This window comes from Porphyromonas gingivalis ATCC 33277 (genome assembly GCF_000010505.1).
Lineage (GTDB): Bacteria > Bacteroidota > Bacteroidia > Bacteroidales > Porphyromonadaceae > Porphyromonas > Porphyromonas gingivalis.
The window spans coordinates 1,035,852-1,055,482 of record NC_010729.1 but is presented as its reverse complement, the minus strand read 5'-3'; the positions used below and the strand labels follow the sequence as shown (position 1 = coordinate 1,055,482).

Below are 19,631 nucleotides of genomic sequence, written 5' to 3'. Positions count from 1 at the left end.
CGTTTTCTGTTTTTGTTAGCTGTTCTATATTTAGTCTTCCCCATCTTTCAGGAAGGCAAAAATGTACAGGCATATGCCTAATCGGTAACCGTGTTCGGGAGAGATTGGTCTGCCGTCTTTTTTGAAACCGATACGGCAAAATCTTCTTTCCCGAATATTCGGAATCGTCGGAACAGGAGTGGCGTGATGCAGAGGTCTGCCAAAAGGGCTGTGAACATCCCTGCAACCGAGAGAATACCCATGTGTACGAAAGAGTGCCCCTTGGAAATGGTGTAAGCAGCAAAGTTGGCCGAGACGATCAGACTCGTGAGCACGATAGGTGTCCCAACGATCCGGAACGACTTGAGGACGGCTCCACGGTAATTACGCTGGCGGTCGAACTCCAAGTGCCCATGATTGAAGAAGTGAATGGTATCATCCACAGCCAAACCCAATATCATAGGCATGATCGTAGCAGTCATCATATCGAGCGGATAGTCCAGAATACCCATCAGACCTCCCACTACAATGGCAGGCATGATATTAGGGATAAGGCCTATCAGCCCTACACGAACACTACCGAAAACGACCATCATCAGCAGTCCGATGACAAGCAGAGAAAGGAGGAAAGAGGAAATCTGTCCACGCACCACATACTGCATCATCGTGGTGAACTGTGGCAGACTGCCCACCGGTGTAATCTCTGCTTCGGGGAAAAGCTTACGGGCATAATCGGTAATATCCTGCAATTCCCACTCGGCCTCACCCGAATTGTAAGAGGTCATTTCCACTTTCAGGCGCAGCCGTCTGTATTCGTAGTCTATCCAGCTTTCGGCCTCACTCCCCCCTGCATTCTCATATAGGAGGAGCTGCTGTGCCACCTCCTCCGCATCGCCGGGAATGCTATAGTATGCCTGATCCCCATCGTGCAAGGTCTGGTTCAGATCCTTGAGGATATTCAATATCGAAGTGGTACGCTTGGTAAGGGAATATGCCTCTGCATGGCGAGCGATGCTGTCGAGAGCACGAAGTGCTTCGGGGGTCTTGGCCTTTCCCTCCTCTCCCAAATCGATCATAATATCATAGGAATAAAGAGAACCCAATTCGCTTTCGCTCACGGCAAGGATATTGCTGACGTATTCTATCCGTCGCCCCATTGTTCTTTCAATGTCGAATGCCGTCTCCATTTTCAAGAATCCAAAGATCATCACCACTGTCATAAGGATAAAAGCACCCCAGACGGACTTCTCATGATCCAACACCCAGGCACCGAAGGCTTCGAGCCATCGATCCAGCCGATGCTTTCCTTCTTTTCGCACTGATGCTTTCGGCTGATGGTCTTTGCCGAAACTCAAGGTAGTCGGCATCACCGTAATGGCGATCATAAAGGAGAAGAGGACACTGGCAGAAGTGGCGATACCGATAAAGTGCATCGGTACGACGGGAATAGCCAGAAAAGAAAGCAAAGCAACAAAAGTGGTGAGAGCACTGAATAGCACCGGCCAACCGGTCTCCTCAATGGTCTCCACCGCAGCCTGTTTGCGCTTGCCGTGTATCATCATCTGCCGTCGGAAGTAGGAATGAATATGGATATTGTACGCCACGGCTACAGCAAAGGCCAAGAGCATCGGTATCATCATCATACCACTGTCGATACCCAATCGAAAATATCCCGTCAGGCCATATGCCATGACGATAGAGGACAATGCCGTGACGATGGGTACCACCACACCGCGGAAAGAACGGGTTGATATTGCCAGCACAATAATGGCCAACAAAATGGCAATGCCCATCACCATGGGTAACTCTCTGTTTACCCAAGCTATCTTCCGATCCGTCATATAGGGCATACCGGCTCCTTTGGGATGCAGTGCGGCATACTCCGGCTTACGGATGATGTTTTCCAATTCGCGTCCTACCACCATTTCAGGAGCAACGGCACCTTTCCCTTTGTTCCAAACAGAATCGCTCGGGAAGGGATTCAGCTTCAAGAGTATCCATGTAAGGGTACCATCCTTGGACACCAGACGATCGGCGATATAAGGTTTGAGAAAAGCCTTGCGCCGGATCTCCGCCAATCCGGCTGAATCGGAAGGAATCTCTTCCGGTACGATCTGCTCGATGGCCATCCCCTCCTCATTTCCGATCATAAACTCTATGTCCGTAAGTGAAGTAATCTTTTCGGCATAGGAAATACTGTCGAGCATCTCGTTGGAAAGACGACGGATCAGCTCCAGATTTTCTTTCGTGAAGGTATTGTCACAGTCGGTCAATACAGCAGCATAGTTATCATTGCCGAAAACGGATTTGAACTCCTCCGTCTTGATGATCATAGGATCGTCCTCGAGAAAATAGTCCTCCCAAGAGGTTTTGATACTAAGGAAACGCAATCCATTGAATCCAAGAAGGAGAAAAAAGAAAAAACCTCCCAATACAATCCAACGCTTGCGGATAATCCATTCGCCACGATGGCGAAACCACCTGTTAATGCGTTCTATTTTCATTGCTTTGTCTCGTTTGTGTTTTCTGTATTCCGTATTATAGTCATATCTGCATCAGTGCTCGCCAGCCGGCCGTACCGAAAGCGATATATTCGGACAGACCTTGATTTATCTCCTCCTCGGTATGAATCTCATTTGTTATTATCTCGATGAAAACATTGACCCACCACGCGGCCCCCAATCGGATAAAGAAGGGGCTTACCTCGGTGTTGGCATGTGGGTATTTTTCTTTGAAGAGCTGCAGATAGTTTTCGCCGGATCGTATTTGTCTGCTGATGACCTGATCCTTGAAGTGCTCCAACGACGAGCCCCCGGACTGCAAGAGCAGGAGCTTCAGCTCAGCCCGAAACTGCCGGGCAAACTGCATGAACTCCTTTGTCGTCTCTTCGCGGAACTTTTCAGGCATGAGCATATAGACGTCCATATTGTGCTCACTGTTGTGACCTTCCATTATCCGCCCGAATTCATCCAAGAGAGGTTGAAGCACAGCCCTGAAGAGGCTGTCCTTGTGCTCGAAGTAGTTGTATATATTGCTCACGGCTACTCCCGATTCGCGAGCGATGGTTCGGAGAGAAGCATCTCGGAAACCATTGACCATAAATTCCTCTCGTGCAGCTCGCAAGATTCTGGCACGAGCATCCATCTCGTTTTTTGTCCTCGTCAATTTGATCTCATTATTGGTACATGACAAAGGAACAAAGCCTGAACAGTGTTCACAATCCCGTTTTTTAGGTAAAATCGAGCATGAAAGCGGCTGAAAGCTAACAACAAATCGGCAAAACGGCTGTTCATACCGATCTGTACACCAATCATTTCTGATGTGTACGGGAAAAAAGTTGATACTCAGAAAGGTCAAAAAATCAGTAATCGTGTCGAAACATTTGACCGATTCCGAGCGTCTTCACATTTTGAGACTGTTGCACAATAACCTCCCCCCTCTCTCATATCGATCAAGACAGACACAAGCATTGATTTGACGAAGAAAGGAGAGCTTCATGCGGTCTCTCTGCAAACCTCAAGTAATCTGAAAAACACTTAAGAATCAGCTCTGCGGCAAAAGACTTCAATGAAAGTCCTATAAAATAACGCCAGTTCGATCTAAGCGAACATACCATAAAAATAACAAGTAGCTGTAAATCATACTCTTTTGTGATTCTCCGGCTGCATAATGATCGGGAAGAAGGGGCGGCTTCTAAGTCATTGGGTTTCAGATGTAGATAAAAAGCCATCTGAAAGCAATATAAGTGCCTGAAAAACACTGTGTGGAAAATAAAACACACTAATAACCAATGTGTTGTGCCATTTCTTTATATCGAACTCACGTTAAGAAAAGACCAATGGTCATATCGCAAAAATGCCGTACAATGGTCTCTAATAAGCCCCTGGGCGATGTTGTACTTCTTCTCGATGGCATACTTGCTCCGGGGCTGCCGAGGTATTCTTCCACAATGTGAAGACGCTCGGAATCGGTCAAATGTTTCGACATGATTACTGTTTTTTTTGACCTCTCCGATTCCGTACACGTCAGTTCGTAAAAATGGCGGTTTAGCGTTTGGAAAAACGTGGCTCGGGAATTTTTTCGTTTTGGTTCGGGAAGTAAAAATTTTACGCGCCACAACGGAAAAATTCTCGCTCGTGAATCTCAGAAAACTCGAACCGCATTCCGGCCAATTCCGGAACCAAATTCGTGAGGAATCTGCTTACAACGTCAGTTCGACGTAAGAAAACGCCAATGGATTTGTTTTCTGATTAGTGGTAAACGCCCAAAGAACGTGGGCATTATGCTTGAAAAAGTAGCGAATTATTTGTATCTTAGCAGTTGATAATCAATAAGATACGAACAAACAAAACGCTACTTTATGAAGACAAATATAGTTGATGTTTTTTGCATCATAGATGATTTCTCCAAGCTTTTTGATGAAACAATCAAGAAAAAGACCCTCGAAGAGGAAGACAAAAAACGCAGGAATAGAAAGTTTAAGATGTCGGACAGTGAGGTCATGACCATCCTGATCCTGTTTCATCTGTCAAGATACCGAGATTTGAAAGCTTTTTATCTTCAATACATCACCCACTCGTGTCGATCCGAGTTCCCACATCTTGTCTCTTATAATCGCTTTGTGGAGCTGCAAAGCAGGGTAGGTTTCAAGCTGATAGCATTTCTCAATATGTGTTGTTTGGGTCAATGTACAGGCATCTCTTTCATCGATTCCACCCCATTGAAGGCTTGTCATATCAAACGAGCTCATGGGCATAGGACAATGAGGGGATGGGCTCAAAAAGGCAAAAGCACCATGGGTTGGTTTTATGGATTCAAGCTACATATTGTTATCAACGACAGGGGTGAAATCATCAACTATCAAATCACACCGGGCAATTGTGATGACAGAGAACCTCTGAAAGACGGAACATTCACCAAGAATCTTTTTGGCAAACTCATTGCCGATAGAGGCTACATTTCCCAAAACCTTTTTGACCGGCTCTTTGTCGATGACATCCACATGATAACCAAAATCAAAAAGAACATGAAGAACTCCCTGATGCATCTATATGACAAAGTTTTATTGAGAAAGAGAGCCCTGATCGAAACAGTCAATGATATGCTCAAAAATGTCTGTCAGATAGAGCACACGAGACATCGCAGTGTCAACAATTTTGTCACCAACCTGATCTCCGGTATCATCGCTTACAACATCCTGCCTAAAAAGCCTGAACTCAATATTGAAATCATCAGAAACCCAAACTTTCCTATTTGTGCTTAGATCGAACTGACGTTAAGAATCAGCTCTGCAGCAAAAGAGTTCAATGAAAATCCCATGCAACAGTCTCATTTTGGAAGATTGCCGAACTTATAGAGTCCCAACAGGCATATCCTTATCGTTCACTTAGATGAAAGGAGACCGCAGTAAGGATATTTAGAACTGGAAATATATGAAGGGCTGTATTTCCGAGCTGCGTACCTGAATGATGGTGAAGATCAGGAGAACGAGCATCAGAGTTTGCAAGACGAACGGAGCACGCTCAAGCATGGATTGCGCCTTGTTTCGCTTACCCTTACCGACAAAATGCAACAGGTAACCTGTGACCATCAGTACGACAACGCCCTTGTAGCCGGCAATGAATTGGAAGAAAACTTCGGGATGGAAGTTGTTGAATATTTGTCCAAGAACCTGTCCGGCCACCGCCATCGAATCGGATCGGAAGAAGATCCAACCAAAACAGACGAGATGGAAAGTAATGATCCGTCCGAGCCATCTGCGCCAAAAAGGCATATCCGAGGACATAGCCCGATTCGACGGAAAGATCTCGCACCAGAGTTTGTGTACGGCCAGTGCCACTCCATGAATTGCACCCCACAAAATAAATCGCAAGGCGGCACCATGCCAAAGGCCACCGAGGAGCATCGTCAGCAGAAGATTGATATAGGTGCGGATTTTCCCTTTCCTATTCCCCCCCAACGGTATATACAGGTAATCCCTGAGCCATGATGAAAGAGAGATATGCCACCTGCGCCAGAACTCGGTGATATTGGCCGACTGATAAGGTGAATCGAAATTGATATTGAAGCGGAAGCCGAGCACCAGAGCTATACCGATAGCCATGTCGGAATAACCGGAGAAGTCGCAATAGATCTGTAGGGCGTAGCCATACACCCCCATAAGGTTCTCCAATCCGGTGTAAAGCGTTGGAGCATCGAACACGCGATCCACAAAGTTCAGGCTGATATAGTCCGATATGATCGCTTTCTTGAAGAGACCTCCCATTATCAACATCAGGGCTTCGGCATATTCCCTCCCTTCCAACACCGGACGGCGGTATATCTGCGGAATGAAATCTCGGGCGCGGACGATGGGGCCGGCTACCAGCTGGGGAAAGAAAGAGACATAGAAGACGTAATCTATCCAACGTTTTAGGGGCTGCACCTGACCTCGATAAATGTCGATAATGTAACTCATCGTCTGAAAAGTATAGAACGAGATCCCCACAGGCAGTATAATGTCCCAATGCTCCCAATCGGTCATGATCCACTCCGGGCGATTGGTCACGAGACCGATTTCCTGAATGAGAGAGAAAAGTATCTCACCGAGGAAATTGAAGTATTTGAAATAGGACAATACTCCCAAATTGATGCACATACTGAGTGCCACAAGGAGCTTGCGCCGTACTTGGATCTGCTGACGGGACAAAAGCCGACCGATGAGGAAGTCGCTCGTAGCAGCAGCCAAAAGAAGCAGGACGAAAAGACCGCTGCTCTTATAATAGAAATAAAGAGAAAAGAGAGATACGTATACAATACGCAGTCCGGTTTGCCGGCGTAGCAGGATGTATAGCGGAAGGAACAAAAGAAAGAGGATGAAGAACGTCCCACTCGAAAAAATCATGGGGGCAGAAGCATCATACTGTAATGTATCCCACAGGCGGGATATATCCATCGAATCGAAAAAGTGCACGGTCTTGGACTGTCTTTATTTTAGAGTTTGGACTGGTCGCTCCTATCCACTTTGCCACGGACAATAGAGCCGAGTAAGGCATCGGCCACCAGTCCTCCATGACGGGTATATCCACCCACCGTATAATGTATATGATCGGTATGCATCAGCCCGCTACGCAGCCATTGTCGGGTTTCTGCCTCTCCCCCCATAGCCGCAGAGAGGTCAAAACAAGCCATGCCATGTTCCACCGTATATGATCGTATCAGGCGGGATGCCTTTTCCGTATTGTCGTTGAAGTGGTAAGTGGTTCTATAACGATTTTTACGCCGTTTGCTTCCTTTGCGGTTTTTGCCTGCTACTTTCACTGACCGGCGAAGGTAAGAAGGGGGCGGAGTAGTCAGGACGAATGGGACATCCTCCAATGTCTGCCGCAGCATGCCGAAAAAAGTCTCCATATTTCCCCACATTTCTGTTTCTGAGAACTTAAAACAATACGAATCGTTCGTTCCCAGAGAGATAATGACGAGATCGGGTTCTACGGCTTTGATCCGCTGCATATACTTGTCTTGGGAGAAAGTGGAATAACTGGCGCCGGGTACGCCGATACGCTCGAAGCGAACTTTATCACCGTATTGGGCAGCCAACTTGGCTGACATGGATCGGGTAAAGTATCCCCCGCTCAAATGGCTATCGCCGAGATGGAGGATCGTAACCGTCTTCTTGTTCGAATCGACTACTCTAATGTGCTGCCATACCTGGTCGAGATATCCTTCCGGCTCGTACCAAAGCGAGGACTGTCCGAACGACAGCCCGAAAGCTGTGGTAAGGCAGAGCAGCAATAGCATGAATCTATTCGCGAATGGCATCATAATACTTTTTTTCAAAATCAATGGCTTCAATCATTTTCTTGGCCAGCTCCCGTCCACCTCGGTGCGCCAAATGCGTATAATCTCTGGCCGCCCAGCCCTTATCAGCCATTCTGGAGATCCCTCCGAGGGCATGCATAGCCCTAAGCGTACTCCAAAAGGCGATACCATGCTGTTGGGCAAGAGCATGCTGCGCAGCATGAAGAGCAATAATGCCGGCCATCGTCCGTATTCCGTTTGCTGTGCGCTGTGCCCTGTCGGACACGCTCATCAGTAGAATATCGGAATCGGGACAAATGTTGCGGAGGGTTTCGATCACACCCCCCATTTGCTTGGCATAATTGCTATAGTCTTTTTGCTTATTCGATGCGACATTGAGTCCGTATTGCAGGATTATCAGATCATAATTCCGCAAAGAGGCAAAGGCATGGCTTACTTCCCGATCGATGGATTTGAGAAGAATGCCCGAATTGCCACGAATGGACATATTATCGACCGAAATACCTTGAACATCCTCCAAAGCAACGCCGAAAGATACAAAATCTTGTCCCCCCGAAAGAAAACTGCATTTGATACTTCGCTGCGGATCGCTGCTCAAAGTGTATTGCCCCACTGTTTGCGTCGGAGGAAGAACGACAGTGAGCGTCGTATCCGGGGTCTCTATGCGAACCGAGGCCTCGTTCGCAGCTTGATAATACAGTATCGCATGGCCGAAGTTCGGCTCTCCTGTGGGCATCGTATAATGCACCCATGCTCCCTGCTTAGGGCGATAGAAATGGCCGGTAAAGGGATAATGACCTTTCTTGGAATGGAGCATGGCATGATCTTCCCACAGTCTGAACTCATGACGAATACTCCCCCTAAAGCCTGCGACCTCGGAGGTAATAGGCATCCATCCTACTCCGTTGCCGCCGAAACGCTTCTGCAAAGCAGCACGAAGAGCATCGGTGAAAATATCGCCTTCGATGAAGGAATCACCCAATACGGCTATCCGAATGGGCCTGCCGAGAGTTGACCGCTCGGCTATACTCGTATAGAAACGCTTGAGTGCCGTACGCGTAGAGCTAAAATCCTCTATAGGGATAAAGGTCGAATCAGATACTGCATTTTGCTCAAGCAATTGGCTATAAATAGCACTTCTGCGCTTATTGGATTTTGTTTTATTATCTGCATTCCTAGAGGGAAGAGTCGGCTGCAGGGCAATAAGGATCGCAGTGGAATCGGTTTCTGCCTGTCGCACATCGCTCAGCAAATCCACAGGCTTGAGTTGCCAGCTCCCTATCTGCTCGGGCAGATAGAATAAAGCACCCAAAAGAATTGCCGTTGCAGCAAGCAACAACCAAAAACGAGCCATTTGATTACGCGGGCCTTCCATAGAATAATCTTGTGTCGGATTTCTCTTCTTTGTAGAAGAATCAAAAATTGTGCGCAAAGATAAACGTTACACAAGTAACTTGTATTAACCTTCCTGAAACGGCAGGGCAATCGCATTTGAAGTATTAACACACATGCTCCGTCCGGAATAAACACGAATTAATGTGTTAGAGATCCTAATTGTAGAAGGAAGAGACCAAGGATACGGAGTACAACCTTTCAAATACGATAGCCCCCTGCCGAAGGGGCCGGCCTCTTCGGGGAATTTTCTGTAGTCTGTGTTGCTCTTACTATTGGAAATTACAATCACGGGTGTTTTTCTATTATAAGAAATGAGTCCTGATCTTCCCAAACAAGGGGGGGAAACGAATTTTGAAGACGCAAAACAGGGAAAACTTCCAAGATTATTTTCATTTCACCTTAATTGGCCATAATGTACTGGTAATTAGCATGTTGCAATGAGCACCGTACGCCTACGCCGGTCTCCTGCATCGTGCAGGAAGGCATCGTACGCCTACGATCGTAAGTGTTTCGTACCGGCTTTTCAACACTTCTTCGTATTCCTCTGCATAATCTTCAATCTCGTACCAAGAGGTATCACCTGAGAGCGTAGAGAGGAAAACGATCAGGAATAAAAAGTCAAGAGGATAAACTTCTTTGCTCTCTATCCGTGGGCCCGAGACCATAAAGAGGTCTTCCAAATAGTGACTGAATACATGACTGACGGCTCATTCAACGACTATAAAATTTATAGAACGCTGGCACGTAGAATTTTTTCTGGTTTGTCATTTTTCAGTCTTGTTTATTGTTTTTGATGGCCCTGTTCATTTCCTCACAGAATGCCTCCGGCTGGTAAAGCTCGACAAAAGTATGGGTTTTCATGGAGAGTAGTTTTACTCTTCGAGTGTGGGTTTCATCACATTCGGCTCGGACATACTCCGTCAGAGGTTTTCCTCCAGTGAGTATTCGTCCAAAGCCGACTATCCAACGCAGTCGCCCGTTTTCTTCATCAATGACTACTGCCACCGGCATACAAGCCCACAGGATGAGTGCAGGAATGTAAAAAGCAAATGCCGGTATCACGGGTTCTTCGTTGCGGATGTAGGATGCTATGAGCGAAGCCACAAAAAGCAAACCATAGAACAGGAGCAACCAATATGCCCATCCTTTGCGCCCTCCTATGCCATAGAGTGGAAATTTTTTCATATTCATCAGGGAAGAATATCAATCAGTTTATGAATGCTTACTGTGTCGAGTGCTGCCGTCAGAGAGAAGCGCAGGCGAGCCGTATGGAGTGGCACGGTCGGATGTCGTATCGGGAGTACGAAGAAGCCATTGTCCTGAAGATGTTCGGACAACGCAATGCAAGGAGCATTTTCGCCTACCATATAGGGAATGATGTGACTCGATGATGGCATTTCTATGCCTTTTTTCTTGATAGCATCACGCAAAAGCGTAGCAGAATCCTCCAACCGCTTTCTCTCCATCACAAACTCAGGTAGCCGACGGAATATCAGTTCAGTCCATCCTATCGTAGCAGGTGGTAAAGCTGTGGAGAATATAAGCGAACGACTTCGATTGATCAGGTATTCACGTACGGCATTGTCACAGACTATATAGGCACCCATAGAGGCCAATGCTTTTCCGAATGTGCCGACCAGATAGTCTATTTTCCCGATGGTAGCAGTCTCTTCCGCCAAGCCTAAACCGGTTTTTCCCCTTACTCCTATGGCATGAGCTTCGTCCACATATAGCTCGACGGTAGGGTATAGCTTTTTGAGACCAACCAAAGATGGGAGATCGGCTACATCGCCGTCCATACTATATATACTCTCTACTGCTATGATGATCCGGCTGTATAGATCTTTATTCTTGCGGAGGATCCGCTCCAAATGCTCCGGATCATTGTGTCGAAATCGCTCGAAAGGCGTTCCACAGAGTCGGATGCCATCTATGATGCTGGCATGAACTAATCTGTCTGCCACGATCAAGGTCCGTCCATCCACAAGAGCCGGTAGAACGCCTGTGTTGAGGTGGTAACCGCTGTTGAATATCAGAGAAGATTCGCGTCCGAATCGTTCCGCTATCATCCTCTCCAATCTGTCATATGCCGTACTATTGCCCGTGAGCAGACGGGAGGAACAGCTGCCCGGAAGTCGATCCTCTCCAGAGATAGAGGTATAAAACTCATCTATCAGATCTTCCCGAGCAGTCAGTCCGAGATAATCGTTCGAGGAGAGGTTGAGCATTCGTCTTTCCTCCTCGATGATGTAGCTGCCATCGTGTATCAGATTCCTAAGCTGCCTGAGACTCCCGCTTTCTTCCAGCTCTTGCAGCTCTGCCCTATACTTTTCGTTCATTCAGGTTTTTTGATTGTCTGTTCCGATTTTCTGAGTATTGTATTCGGAGCGATTATGCTGTCAGATGATAATGAGATACAAATATAAACAAACGGGAAAGACCTGATTTATAGATTTATGCTGTTTGTCAACGTATTTCATTTCTCGGTTGAGAGGTTTCAGCTTCGAGAAGCTTCGACATCCGATGAGACGTCAAACTTTTTCCCTTTCATTTTCTGATCGGTCATAGTCAATATCCCAATAAGAGCTTGATCGATAAGGCGGCTCATATGAGAATCGGCACCGTATCGCTTACATCGAACTCACGTAGATTTATCGAGGATAAATTCGTCAAATTCCTCGAAAGGTATTGGTCGGAAAAATAATCGTTTTGATGGATCCTGTTCTTAAACGACATTGACAGGGTGACCGGAAATGAAAGCCCGAAGATTCTCCTTGATCGTCCGAGAAAGGCGCAAGCGCGCTGCATCCGTATTCCAGCCCATATGTGGCGTGATGTGACAATTACGCGCCTTGAGCAAAGGGTGATCCATGCGTGGAGGTTCTTCCGCAAGTACGTCCAAGCCTGCAGCATAGAGCCGTCCTTCATTTAGGGCAGAGGCTAATGCTTTTTCATCGATCAGACTTCCTCGGGACATGTTCAGCAGGATAGCTGTCGGTTTCATCAGTGCCAGCCTATCAGCCGATACCATCCTTTGGGTTTGCGCTGTGAGCGGGCAATGCAGACTCAGCACATCAGCCCGAGAGAAAAGCTTCTCCAGGCTATCGGCCTTTTCTATATAAGAAGGCAACTCGATTGGAGATTTGGATGTATGTGCCAAAATCTTCATGCCGAATCCGCGTGCCATTTCCGCTACACGTGTGCCTATTGCCCCAAGTCCCACGATAGCCATCGTCAGCCCGCTCAGTTCTATCTGATAAGTATCGCGAGCGATTTGTTCGTAATCGTTCTGCCAGCAACCATCTTTCACCTGCCGGGAAAGTTCTCCGATCGGCATGGTTATGTGCAGCAGATGCGAGATTGCCATTTGGGCTACTGATTCTGTGCTATAGTGGGGGATGTTCGTTATGGTGATACCACGCTCACGAGCAGCATCCATATCTATAAGATTAAGGCCTGTAATCATCAGTCCGATGTAACGTAGGTGGGGCATCCCTTCCATGTCGGCCGCAGTCACAGGAGTCTTGTTGGTAAGCAGTATTTCAGCATCGGCAGCACGCAGAGCCAAATCCTCCGGACGGGTATATTCGTAGAACACGCATTCGCCCATTTCTTCGATACCGCTCCAGTCCAAATCTCCGGGTAGAGCTGCATAGCTGTCCGCTATTACTATCTTCATCGGTATATCCTTTTAGAAATGAAACAGCATAGCCCTTTTGGTTGTTGCGCTATCGAGATAAAAAACAGCCTTGTATTCTGTCTTTCATCTCTTGGCCTTGCGTTTCTTACTCTGTCAATGAGTAGCGAGTAGAAAAGAAGTGAGCCACGAAAGTCTGATATAAAACCTTCGTGGCTCGCCTCAATTCTTGAATGCTATTTTCTCCTTCGGTTTTATTTTGCCGATGGAGTGGGGGATAGCCTACTCTTTAGAGTTCAGCTCTTCCACCTTCTTGTCGATCAGCTTGATCTTTTCGATCATCAGACGGATGTCTTCTTCCAGCTTTTCCTTCTTGCGCTCCATTTCGCGCATCAGGCTATTCCCACTTTTACTGGATATATTGAGGAAACCCAGATTGTTCGTATAGGTCTGCAATTCGTTGCGCATACGGTCGAGGATACGTGTCATACGATCACGTTCATCGTAGAGCTGTCCTTTGCCGCCACCCTCCAGTTGTTCCAAGGAGGCATTGTATCCTTCGAGGCGCCGGTTGCTTCGTTCGATATTCAGCTTGTCGTACAGACCATCGATCAATTTTCGGTAAGCTTTGTTGATAGTATCCTTCTCTCTGAACGGTACAAAGCCTATGGAATTCCAACGTCCGGCCAGAGCATTGAGCCTGTCGATGATACCCTCGCTTGCTTCTTCCGAATCCAAAGTCTCAAGCTCTGCAATGATTGCTTTCTTGCTCTTCAGGTTTTCGCGTTCTTCGGAGCGCATATCTCCCTGTTCGGCTTTTTTACGTTTGAAGAATGCATCGCATGCAGTTGTAAAACGCTTCCAGATCTCATCACTATACCGATGAGGAACGGCTCCGATGGTTTTCCATTTCTTTTGGAGTTCGGCCAAGCGAGCAGAGGTTTCTTTCCAGTCGGAACTCTCCTGAAGGCTCTCCGCCTCTTCTACCATGGCCAGCTTCTTCTTGTAGTTATCGGTCAGCTCTTCACGTTTGCCTTTGAAGAAAGCTGTTTTCTTATTGAAATAATTATCACATGCTGCGCGGAAACGCTCGTAGATCTTCTCATTGTCGCTTCTGCGAGCATAGCCTATAGTCTTCCACTTGGCCTGAATCTCTAGTACGGCCTTCGTTTGCTCGTCCCATTTGGCCAGCGAGTTCAGACCGGAGGTATCTATCGCTTCCATTTCTTCACAAAGCAATGTTTTCGCAGCCAGATTCTCTTGCTCGCGCATCTTTTGCTTTTCGAAGTGTTCCTGATACTTCTTATTGATAGCAGTAGAAGCAGCCTTGAATCTCGCCCACACCTCTTCGCGGAGTTCGCGAGCTACCGGTCCCAATTCGCGCCATTGATGATGCAGCTCTTGCAGCACCCTGAAAGAATGGATGACATCCGCATTCTCAGTCAGCACTTCGGCCTGATGGATCAATTCCTCCTTAGCCTCCAGATTCTTTTTGAAATCGTAGGCGCGGAATTCATCATTGATCTGCTTCAGGTCATAGAACTGCTCTACCAGACTATTATATTCTTTGGTTATATCCGTAGCATTTGCTTCCGGTACGGGACCGGTCTCCTTCCATGACTTGCGGATCTCATGAAAAACAGGGCTGATCTTGCCGAACTCCTCGTTGCTGCCGAGAAGATCCCTCAGTCGTTGCAAGAGGGCTTCTTTCTGAGCCAAATTGCTCTCACGTTCCTTTTGCATCGACTCTATTCGTGTTTGGTTCAGTTCGCGAAAACGCTGTAGCAAGTCTTTCAGACGCTCTTCGTTCAAGTCCGGTTCGGCCATAGACGAAGTCGTACTGTCGGCCGATTCTCCTGTACGAGCCTGCTTTTTCTTATAGAAAGCACTTTTGTAGGCCTCTACTTCCTGTCGGCGAGGTAGCTCTTCTCCTTGGAGTAATATGGCCAAGCTGTCAAGTAGCTCGAGCTCGGTCATGTCCGCCAAACGGGCGTTTACACTTGTTTTACTTTCTTCGGCTGATTTGGATTCGTTTTCCAAAGGAGTCGGATCTGCCACTTCCAGGCTTTGAGCCTCCGGCAACCGGTCTGTTGTCGTAGGTTTCAATTCTTCGGATTCAGGCTGTGCCATTGAATCCGTGAGAGGGTTCGTAGGGTTTTCCATACGTTACTGCTTTAATGTTCACTTCCACCGAAAACCTCCTGTCCGGAGAGATACAATTCGGTACTTTTCCAATACAACGGAAGGTAATTATCAGATAATGATTCCGTCTTCAAAAGACCAAATTAAAGAAAAAATATTGACAGACCATAATTTGGAAGGTGTTCTCAGGGCAAGGCATTCAAAACAGCGTTCTCTGAAAAGCGTGGAGCCAGATTTTGGATCTCGATATTTTACGTCAGTTCGATCTAAGCGGAAATAGGAAAGTTAGGGTTTCTGATGATTTCAATATTGAGTTCAGGCTTTTTAGGCAGGATGTTGTAAGCGATGATACCGGAGATCAGGTTGGTGACAAAATTGTTGACACTGCGATGTCTCGTGTGCTCTATCTGACAGACATTTTTGAGCATATCATTGACCGTTTCGATCAAGGCTCTCTTTCTCAATAAAACTTTGTCATATAGATGCATCAGGGAGTTCTTCATGTTCTTTTTGATTTTGGTTATCATGTGGATGTCATCGACAAAGAGCCGGTCAAAAAGGTTTTGGGAAATGTAGCCTCTATCGGCAATGAGTTTGCCAAAAAGATTCTTGGTGAATGTTCCGTCTTTCAGAGGTTCTCTGTCATCACAATTGCCCGGTGTGATTTGATAGTTGATGATTTCACCCCTGTCGTTGATAACAATATGTAGTTTGAATCCATAAAACCAACCCATGGTGCTTTTGCCTTTTTGAGCCCATCCCCTCATTGTCCTATGCCCATGAGCTCGTTTGATATGACAAGCCTTCAGTGGGGTGGAATCGATGAAAGAGATGCCTGTACATTGACCCAAACAACACATATTGAGAAATGCTATCAGCTTGAAACCTACCCTGCTTTGCAGCTCCACAAAGCGATTATAAGAGACAAGATGTGGGAACTCGGATCGACAAGAATGGGTGATGTATTGAAGATAAAAAGCTTTCAAATCTCGGTATCTTGACAGATGAAACAGGATCAGGATGGTCATGACCTCACTGTCCGACATCTTAAACTTTCTATTCCTGCGTTTTTTGTCTTCCTCTTCGAGGGTCTTTTTCTTGATTGCTTCATCAAAAAGCTTGGAGAAATCATCTATGATGCAAAAAACATCAACTATATTTGTCTTCATAAAGTAGCGTTTTGTTTGTTCGTATCTTATTGATTATCAACAGCTAAGATACAAATAATTCGCTACTTTTTCAAGCATAATGCCCACGTCCTTTGGGCGTTTACCACTAATCAGAAAACAAATCCATTGGCTTTTTCTTACGTCGAACTGACGTTATTTGATTATTATCCACTTTCCAGCCTTTGTAGAGCCTTCGTGCTTGATGAGTCCCAATTTGGTCATATTCTTAATATGATATTTAATGCCATCAAGAGTAATGCCGATAGATTGAGCTAATTCCTTTTGAGTAATTTCTGGCTTTGCCTGAATAGCTGCTAAAATCCTTTCTTGGGTAGTTTCTTGGGTAGTTTCTTGGGTAGTCTCTTGGATGTTTCTTGGATGTTTCTTGGATGTTTCTCCCCCAAAGCCTTCTTCAAAATACTTTTGAGAAACGTTCTCGACTACTCGAAAAGCTGTAATCAATGAAAAATCAAAAGAGGCTTGCCCGTTACCGTTTTCTTCCAACTCCTTCTGAGCTCGATAGACTCCACGGCTGAATCGGTTTACATAGCCCAAGACTTTCATTGCTTCGGCAATAAAGGGATTCCGATAATCACTCACATTGGGGAAATTATCGGGACTGACCTTGCCGTATAAGCCGCCAGGGTTTTGGATCTCGATGCGATCATCATACTCATAAAACTGAATAGGAGCGTTTCCCTCGTAATCCCTGTGCATAATAGCATTCATCAATAACTCTCGAGTAGCCCAGTATGGGTACTTGGAAACTGTTTCTTCCCGAAGTACACTTACGGGAATGGGACGCTTTTGTGAGATACTTGTCTCGACAAAAGCATCAATCTTTGGCAATACCTTACAAAGATTACCGCTAAACTTATGCTCGTTGAGAATATCACCTGTGCGATCCTTACCCCTGAAGCGAACATATTGAATATACGCCCCATGTACGTGTCGTTCAGGATTCTTTCCGAACAGGACAATAGCCCCATTAGTCGGACAGTTATAACGCAAATCATATAAGCCAAGAGAGGCAAGTTGATCCGTGATATCTCGTTTATCTTCACCGAGAACATCCTCTGCCACAGCCTTGGGCAAAAACTCCTTACGAATGAGAGCTACATCCAAGTCGTCAATGCTCGTTCCCAAACAAGGCATAGCATCAAAAGTATGAACGTTGGAGAGTCGCCTTTCGGTGAGTATCTTTTCTTCTGCCTCTGTTGCAGTGCTCTTCCGAGGGCCGACACGCACCCAAACACGACCACGATAACGCACGGGAGGAAACTCTGAAGGTTGAACTTCTGCAACCAATACATCCCCCTCACCAAAACTGAATTTCTCCACTGTCATGATGGGCTGAGGGAGAATATTACCATCTGTCCGAATATTGGCAATCTGCAATAAAAGTTTATCATCGACCTGCAAACCTGACAACTTTCCATTGTCCTTGGCTCCAATAATGAGATAGCCATTCTTACCACTTCCCGACATATCATTTGAAAAAGCGCATATCGCCTGACAAAACTTATCCATATTGCCAGTCGATTCTGTTCTCTCAATATTGTAGCTCTCAGTGTCCGAAAGCATTTGCAGAAGTTCCTTTTTCGTTATCATAATTTTCCCTTTATCTCCATATGTAATATCGGGTAATCTTTACCTATCTGTCTTCATTTCAACTCTTTTCTCAACATAATCATATCTTTTAGTATTATCCCATTTTCATAAATTGGCTGGGCATAATTCTCAAGAAAAAAGTTTTCCTTTATCGCATACTTCGAATAACCATGCTTCTCGTAAAATTGAATCTGTTTTGTCCCACAATCAGCTGTGCCGACAATAATGGTTATATAACCACCTTTTCTAGCAATTTCTTCTGCTTTTTTCAGAATCCAGCTACCCAGCCCTTTCCCCTGATATGCAGGAGAGATAGCTATGTTTTTTATTTCAATCGTTTGTTTATCTACTGGCAACAGACTTATCACACCTACTATTTTCCCCTGTTGTTTTGCTATGTAAACATCTGAATAAGGAAGATACTTGTTTATAGCTACAACTGTTTCGTCTGCTAACAGGAGCAGATTATAGGGGTAATACTTTTCTATTCTACTGAAGATAAAGTCCATTGTATTTCTTATGGTTGAAACTGACCTGTCGATTATTTTTTAACTCTTTTCTCATATTGACAATAATTACGAAGATATTATTTCATTGTACTACTGAATCTCTTATAAATGAGGTTAAGGGAACAATTTAACTTTTAACTGCTTGCCCAATACTGTTAGCCGATATTTTTGCAGACTACTATTAGGTTTATTGGGGATAGTCATTTCTATAAATCCTTGTTCTAATGCAGGCTTTAAATAATTTGAACGGAAATTTTCTCTATGAGAAAGACCCAATTTTTCTTGTATCTCTTGCCTATCCATCTCGTTGTTCATTATCTTAACCAGTTCTTTTACTTGCTCGGTTACTTGCTCGGTTACTTGCTCGGTTACTTGCTCGGACACCGGAAATATCATTCGTAAAAAGTTCTCTGTAAACTTGAAACATTCTTTTCCGTAACTGTTCAAAATACGTGGGACACCAGACCCTAAGTGTTCTACTAAATCTAAATCTCGAAATACGCGCATTAATTCTTTATTGCGTGGCACCGAATAGCCTTCAAAGAACTCCTTCTCTGTCATGCCTTGTGGCAAACTGCCAAATGATGTAATCTCAATTCTATCATCAAAGAACTCAAATTTAGGTGGCACTTCCGAGGTATAATCGTTATGAACAATACTTGTTTGGTTGCCTTTATTAACGAACAATACCCATACTCGTTGTTTTCTGTCAAGTCAACACGGTCAAATCCATTGTATTTTGCCACTTTCACAGATATTCCATTGGTATCAGCCAATAAGTATGCTACATAATTGTATTCGCCTTCTTCTGTAATCAGCTCCAAATTGGACGTAAACTGCTGATTTAGTGTTTTCCCTGATCCCTCGTAGTATATCTTAAGTTGCTCAAAAGTAAGGTTCTGGTTTGGAGACTTGATTTTGCCAATGGAGTTCCGAGTACGTTTGGCAAATAGAGATTCTATCATCTTTACGGGCATTGGTTCAGCAGAAGTACCGACACGAATGAATGTGCCTCTTTCCGACATCCCAAGTTTCTTGATATAGTACGGCTTTTCCGTTCCACTTGCCAGAGTAATTTTTATCACGTTTTTTGAATCAACGCCTTCTACTGAGACATCAAATAATCCTAGACATGATGGCATAATGTTATTCTTCAGTCGATCTTTGATTTTGAGCATATCACCATCAATATCTGAAACGCCAACAGCTTTCCCTGTTTTGTCGATTCCAATATAAATTACGCCTCCTTCGTGATAATTCAGAAAAGCGATTGCCTCTTTTTCCAAATCATCTATAAGTTCTTGTTTGTATTCTATACGGTTGGTTTCAGAATTCATATTTAAAGTTATTTCTATAACCAATGAAGGAAATATTGAAAATTAGTTCTGA

General features: G+C 45.2%; 17 protein-coding genes and 1 pseudogene. 2 read left to right on the top strand and 16 right to left on the bottom strand.

Features of this window, described 5'->3' with window-relative positions:
- Positions 1-77: 77 nt before the first annotated feature.
- The 3 genes from PGN_RS04515 to PGN_RS12355 form a co-directional block, all read right to left on the bottom strand.
- Entirely contained in the window at positions 78-2,483 is a 2,406-nt protein-coding gene (locus PGN_RS04515) for an efflux RND transporter permease subunit (RefSeq protein ID WP_012457904.1), read from the bottom strand.
- Between the two features lie 40 nt (positions 2,484-2,523).
- Complete coding sequence (locus PGN_RS04510; RefSeq protein ID WP_005874459.1) at positions 2,524-3,123, bottom strand: TetR/AcrR family transcriptional regulator; 600 nt, start codon at positions 3,121-3,123, stop codon at positions 2,524-2,526.
- A gap of 664 nt (positions 3,124-3,787) precedes the next feature.
- Positions 3,788-4,096: a DUF1661 domain-containing protein gene (locus PGN_RS12355; RefSeq protein WP_407635785.1), complete on the bottom strand. Its 309-nt coding sequence runs from the start codon at positions 4,094-4,096 to the stop codon at positions 3,788-3,790.
- On the opposite strand from PGN_RS12355, the gene PGN_RS11865 reads away from it, so the two are divergent.
- Both PGN_RS11865 and PGN_RS04505 read left to right on the top strand, forming a co-directional pair.
- Positions 4,065-4,202, top strand: coding sequence for a DUF1661 domain-containing protein (locus PGN_RS11865; protein WP_230847027.1), 138 nt, complete (start codon positions 4,065-4,067; stop codon positions 4,200-4,202). The genes PGN_RS12355 and PGN_RS11865 overlap by 32 nt on opposite strands.
- A 137-nt stretch (positions 4,203-4,339) precedes the next feature.
- Complete coding sequence (locus PGN_RS04505; protein ID WP_012457902.1) at positions 4,340-5,242, top strand: IS982-like element IS195 family transposase; 903 nt, start codon at positions 4,340-4,342, stop codon at positions 5,240-5,242.
- 153 nt (positions 5,243-5,395) lie between these two features.
- Here PGN_RS04505 and PGN_RS04500 read toward each other — a convergent pair whose 3' ends face one another.
- From PGN_RS04500 to PGN_RS11855, 13 genes and pseudogenes are all read right to left on the bottom strand, one after another.
- Positions 5,396-6,913: an MBOAT family O-acyltransferase gene (locus PGN_RS04500; RefSeq protein ID WP_043876323.1), complete on the bottom strand. Its 1,518-nt coding sequence runs from the start codon at positions 6,911-6,913 to the stop codon at positions 5,396-5,398.
- 38 nt (positions 6,914-6,951) lie between these two features.
- Positions 6,952-7,782 (bottom strand): SGNH/GDSL hydrolase family protein, encoded by an 831-nt coding sequence (locus PGN_RS04495; protein WP_230847068.1) that lies wholly within the window; start codon positions 7,780-7,782, stop codon positions 6,952-6,954.
- Positions 7,763-9,133, bottom strand: a complete 1,371-nt coding sequence (locus tag PGN_RS04490; RefSeq protein ID WP_230847067.1) for a lipase — start codon at positions 9,131-9,133, stop codon at positions 7,763-7,765. Before PGN_RS04490 ends, PGN_RS04495 begins: the two co-directional genes overlap by 20 nt.
- A 541-nt stretch (positions 9,134-9,674) precedes the next feature.
- A pseudogene (locus PGN_RS10420) lies at positions 9,675-9,839 on the bottom strand (transposase family protein); the annotation flags it as partial.
- A gap of 106 nt (positions 9,840-9,945) precedes the next feature.
- The gene (locus tag PGN_RS04485) at positions 9,946-10,359 is read right to left on the bottom strand and encodes a hypothetical protein (protein ID WP_230482515.1); all 414 of its coding nucleotides are present in this window, start codon (positions 10,357-10,359) and stop codon (positions 9,946-9,948) included.
- A 5-nt stretch (positions 10,360-10,364) separates the two neighbouring features.
- On the bottom strand, positions 10,365-11,513 hold the full coding sequence (locus PGN_RS04480; protein WP_012457897.1) for an 8-amino-7-oxononanoate synthase: 1,149 nt from the start codon (positions 11,511-11,513) through the stop codon (positions 10,365-10,367).
- A gap of 386 nt (positions 11,514-11,899) precedes the next feature.
- Complete coding sequence (locus tag PGN_RS04475; protein WP_012457895.1) at positions 11,900-12,853, bottom strand: D-2-hydroxyacid dehydrogenase; 954 nt, start codon at positions 12,851-12,853, stop codon at positions 11,900-11,902.
- Positions 12,854-13,093: 240 nt separating this feature from the next.
- Positions 13,094-14,974, bottom strand: coding sequence for a DUF349 domain-containing protein (locus PGN_RS04470; protein WP_012457894.1), 1,881 nt, complete (start codon positions 14,972-14,974; stop codon positions 13,094-13,096).
- A gap of 245 nt (positions 14,975-15,219) precedes the next feature.
- A complete protein-coding gene (locus PGN_RS04465; RefSeq protein WP_012457848.1) occupies positions 15,220-16,122 on the bottom strand; it encodes an IS982-like element IS195 family transposase in 903 nt (300 codons plus the stop codon).
- A gap of 153 nt (positions 16,123-16,275) precedes the next feature.
- Positions 16,276-17,733: an RNA-binding domain-containing protein gene (locus PGN_RS04460; RefSeq protein WP_012457893.1), complete on the bottom strand. Its 1,458-nt coding sequence runs from the start codon at positions 17,731-17,733 to the stop codon at positions 16,276-16,278.
- Positions 17,734-17,786: 53 nt separating this feature from the next.
- Positions 17,787-18,242 (bottom strand): GNAT family N-acetyltransferase, encoded by a 456-nt coding sequence (locus PGN_RS04455; RefSeq protein WP_012457892.1) that lies wholly within the window; start codon positions 18,240-18,242, stop codon positions 17,787-17,789.
- A 114-nt stretch (positions 18,243-18,356) separates the two neighbouring features.
- The gene (locus PGN_RS11860; RefSeq protein ID WP_335337280.1) at positions 18,357-18,872 is read right to left on the bottom strand and encodes a Fic family protein; all 516 of its coding nucleotides are present in this window, start codon (positions 18,870-18,872) and stop codon (positions 18,357-18,359) included.
- Positions 18,800-19,603: an AlbA family DNA-binding domain-containing protein gene (locus PGN_RS11855; RefSeq protein WP_230847065.1), complete on the bottom strand. Its 804-nt coding sequence runs from the start codon at positions 19,601-19,603 to the stop codon at positions 18,800-18,802. Before PGN_RS11855 ends, PGN_RS11860 begins: the two co-directional genes overlap by 73 nt.
- Positions 19,604-19,631: the final 28 nt, after the last annotated feature.

Excerpts from the sequence above, each read along its gene's own strand:
- PGN_RS04515 (WP_012457904.1), bottom strand. The coding sequence starts at position 2,483 with ATGAAAATAGAACGCATTAACAGGTGGTTTCGCCATCGTGGCGAATGG.
- PGN_RS04510 (WP_005874459.1), bottom strand. The coding sequence starts at position 3,123 with ATGGATGCTCGTGCCAGAATCTTGCGAGCTGCACGAGAGGAATTTATG.
- PGN_RS04505 (WP_012457902.1), top strand. The coding sequence starts at position 4,340 with ATGAAGACAAATATAGTTGATGTTTTTTGCATCATAGATGATTTCTCC.
- PGN_RS04500 (WP_043876323.1), bottom strand. The coding sequence starts at position 6,913 with ATGGATATATCCCGCCTGTGGGATACATTACAGTATGATGCTTCTGCC.
- PGN_RS04495 (WP_230847068.1), bottom strand. The coding sequence starts at position 7,782 with ATGATGCCATTCGCGAATAGATTCATGCTATTGCTGCTCTGCCTTACC.
- PGN_RS04490 (WP_230847067.1), bottom strand. The coding sequence starts at position 9,133 with ATGGCTCGTTTTTGGTTGTTGCTTGCTGCAACGGCAATTCTTTTGGGT.
- PGN_RS04485 (WP_230482515.1), bottom strand. The coding sequence starts at position 10,359 with ATGAAAAAATTTCCACTCTATGGCATAGGAGGGCGCAAAGGATGGGCA.
- PGN_RS04480 (WP_012457897.1), bottom strand. The coding sequence starts at position 11,513 with ATGAACGAAAAGTATAGGGCAGAGCTGCAAGAGCTGGAAGAAAGCGGG.
- PGN_RS04475 (WP_012457895.1), bottom strand. The coding sequence starts at position 12,853 with ATGAAGATAGTAATAGCGGACAGCTATGCAGCTCTACCCGGAGATTTG.
- PGN_RS04470 (WP_012457894.1), bottom strand. The coding sequence starts at position 14,974 with ATGGAAAACCCTACGAACCCTCTCACGGATTCAATGGCACAGCCTGAA.
- PGN_RS04465 (WP_012457848.1), bottom strand. The coding sequence starts at position 16,122 with ATGAAGACAAATATAGTTGATGTTTTTTGCATCATAGATGATTTCTCC.
- PGN_RS04460 (WP_012457893.1), bottom strand. The coding sequence starts at position 17,733 with ATGATAACGAAAAAGGAACTTCTGCAAATGCTTTCGGACACTGAGAGC.
- PGN_RS04455 (WP_012457892.1), bottom strand. The coding sequence starts at position 18,242 with ATGGACTTTATCTTCAGTAGAATAGAAAAGTATTACCCCTATAATCTG.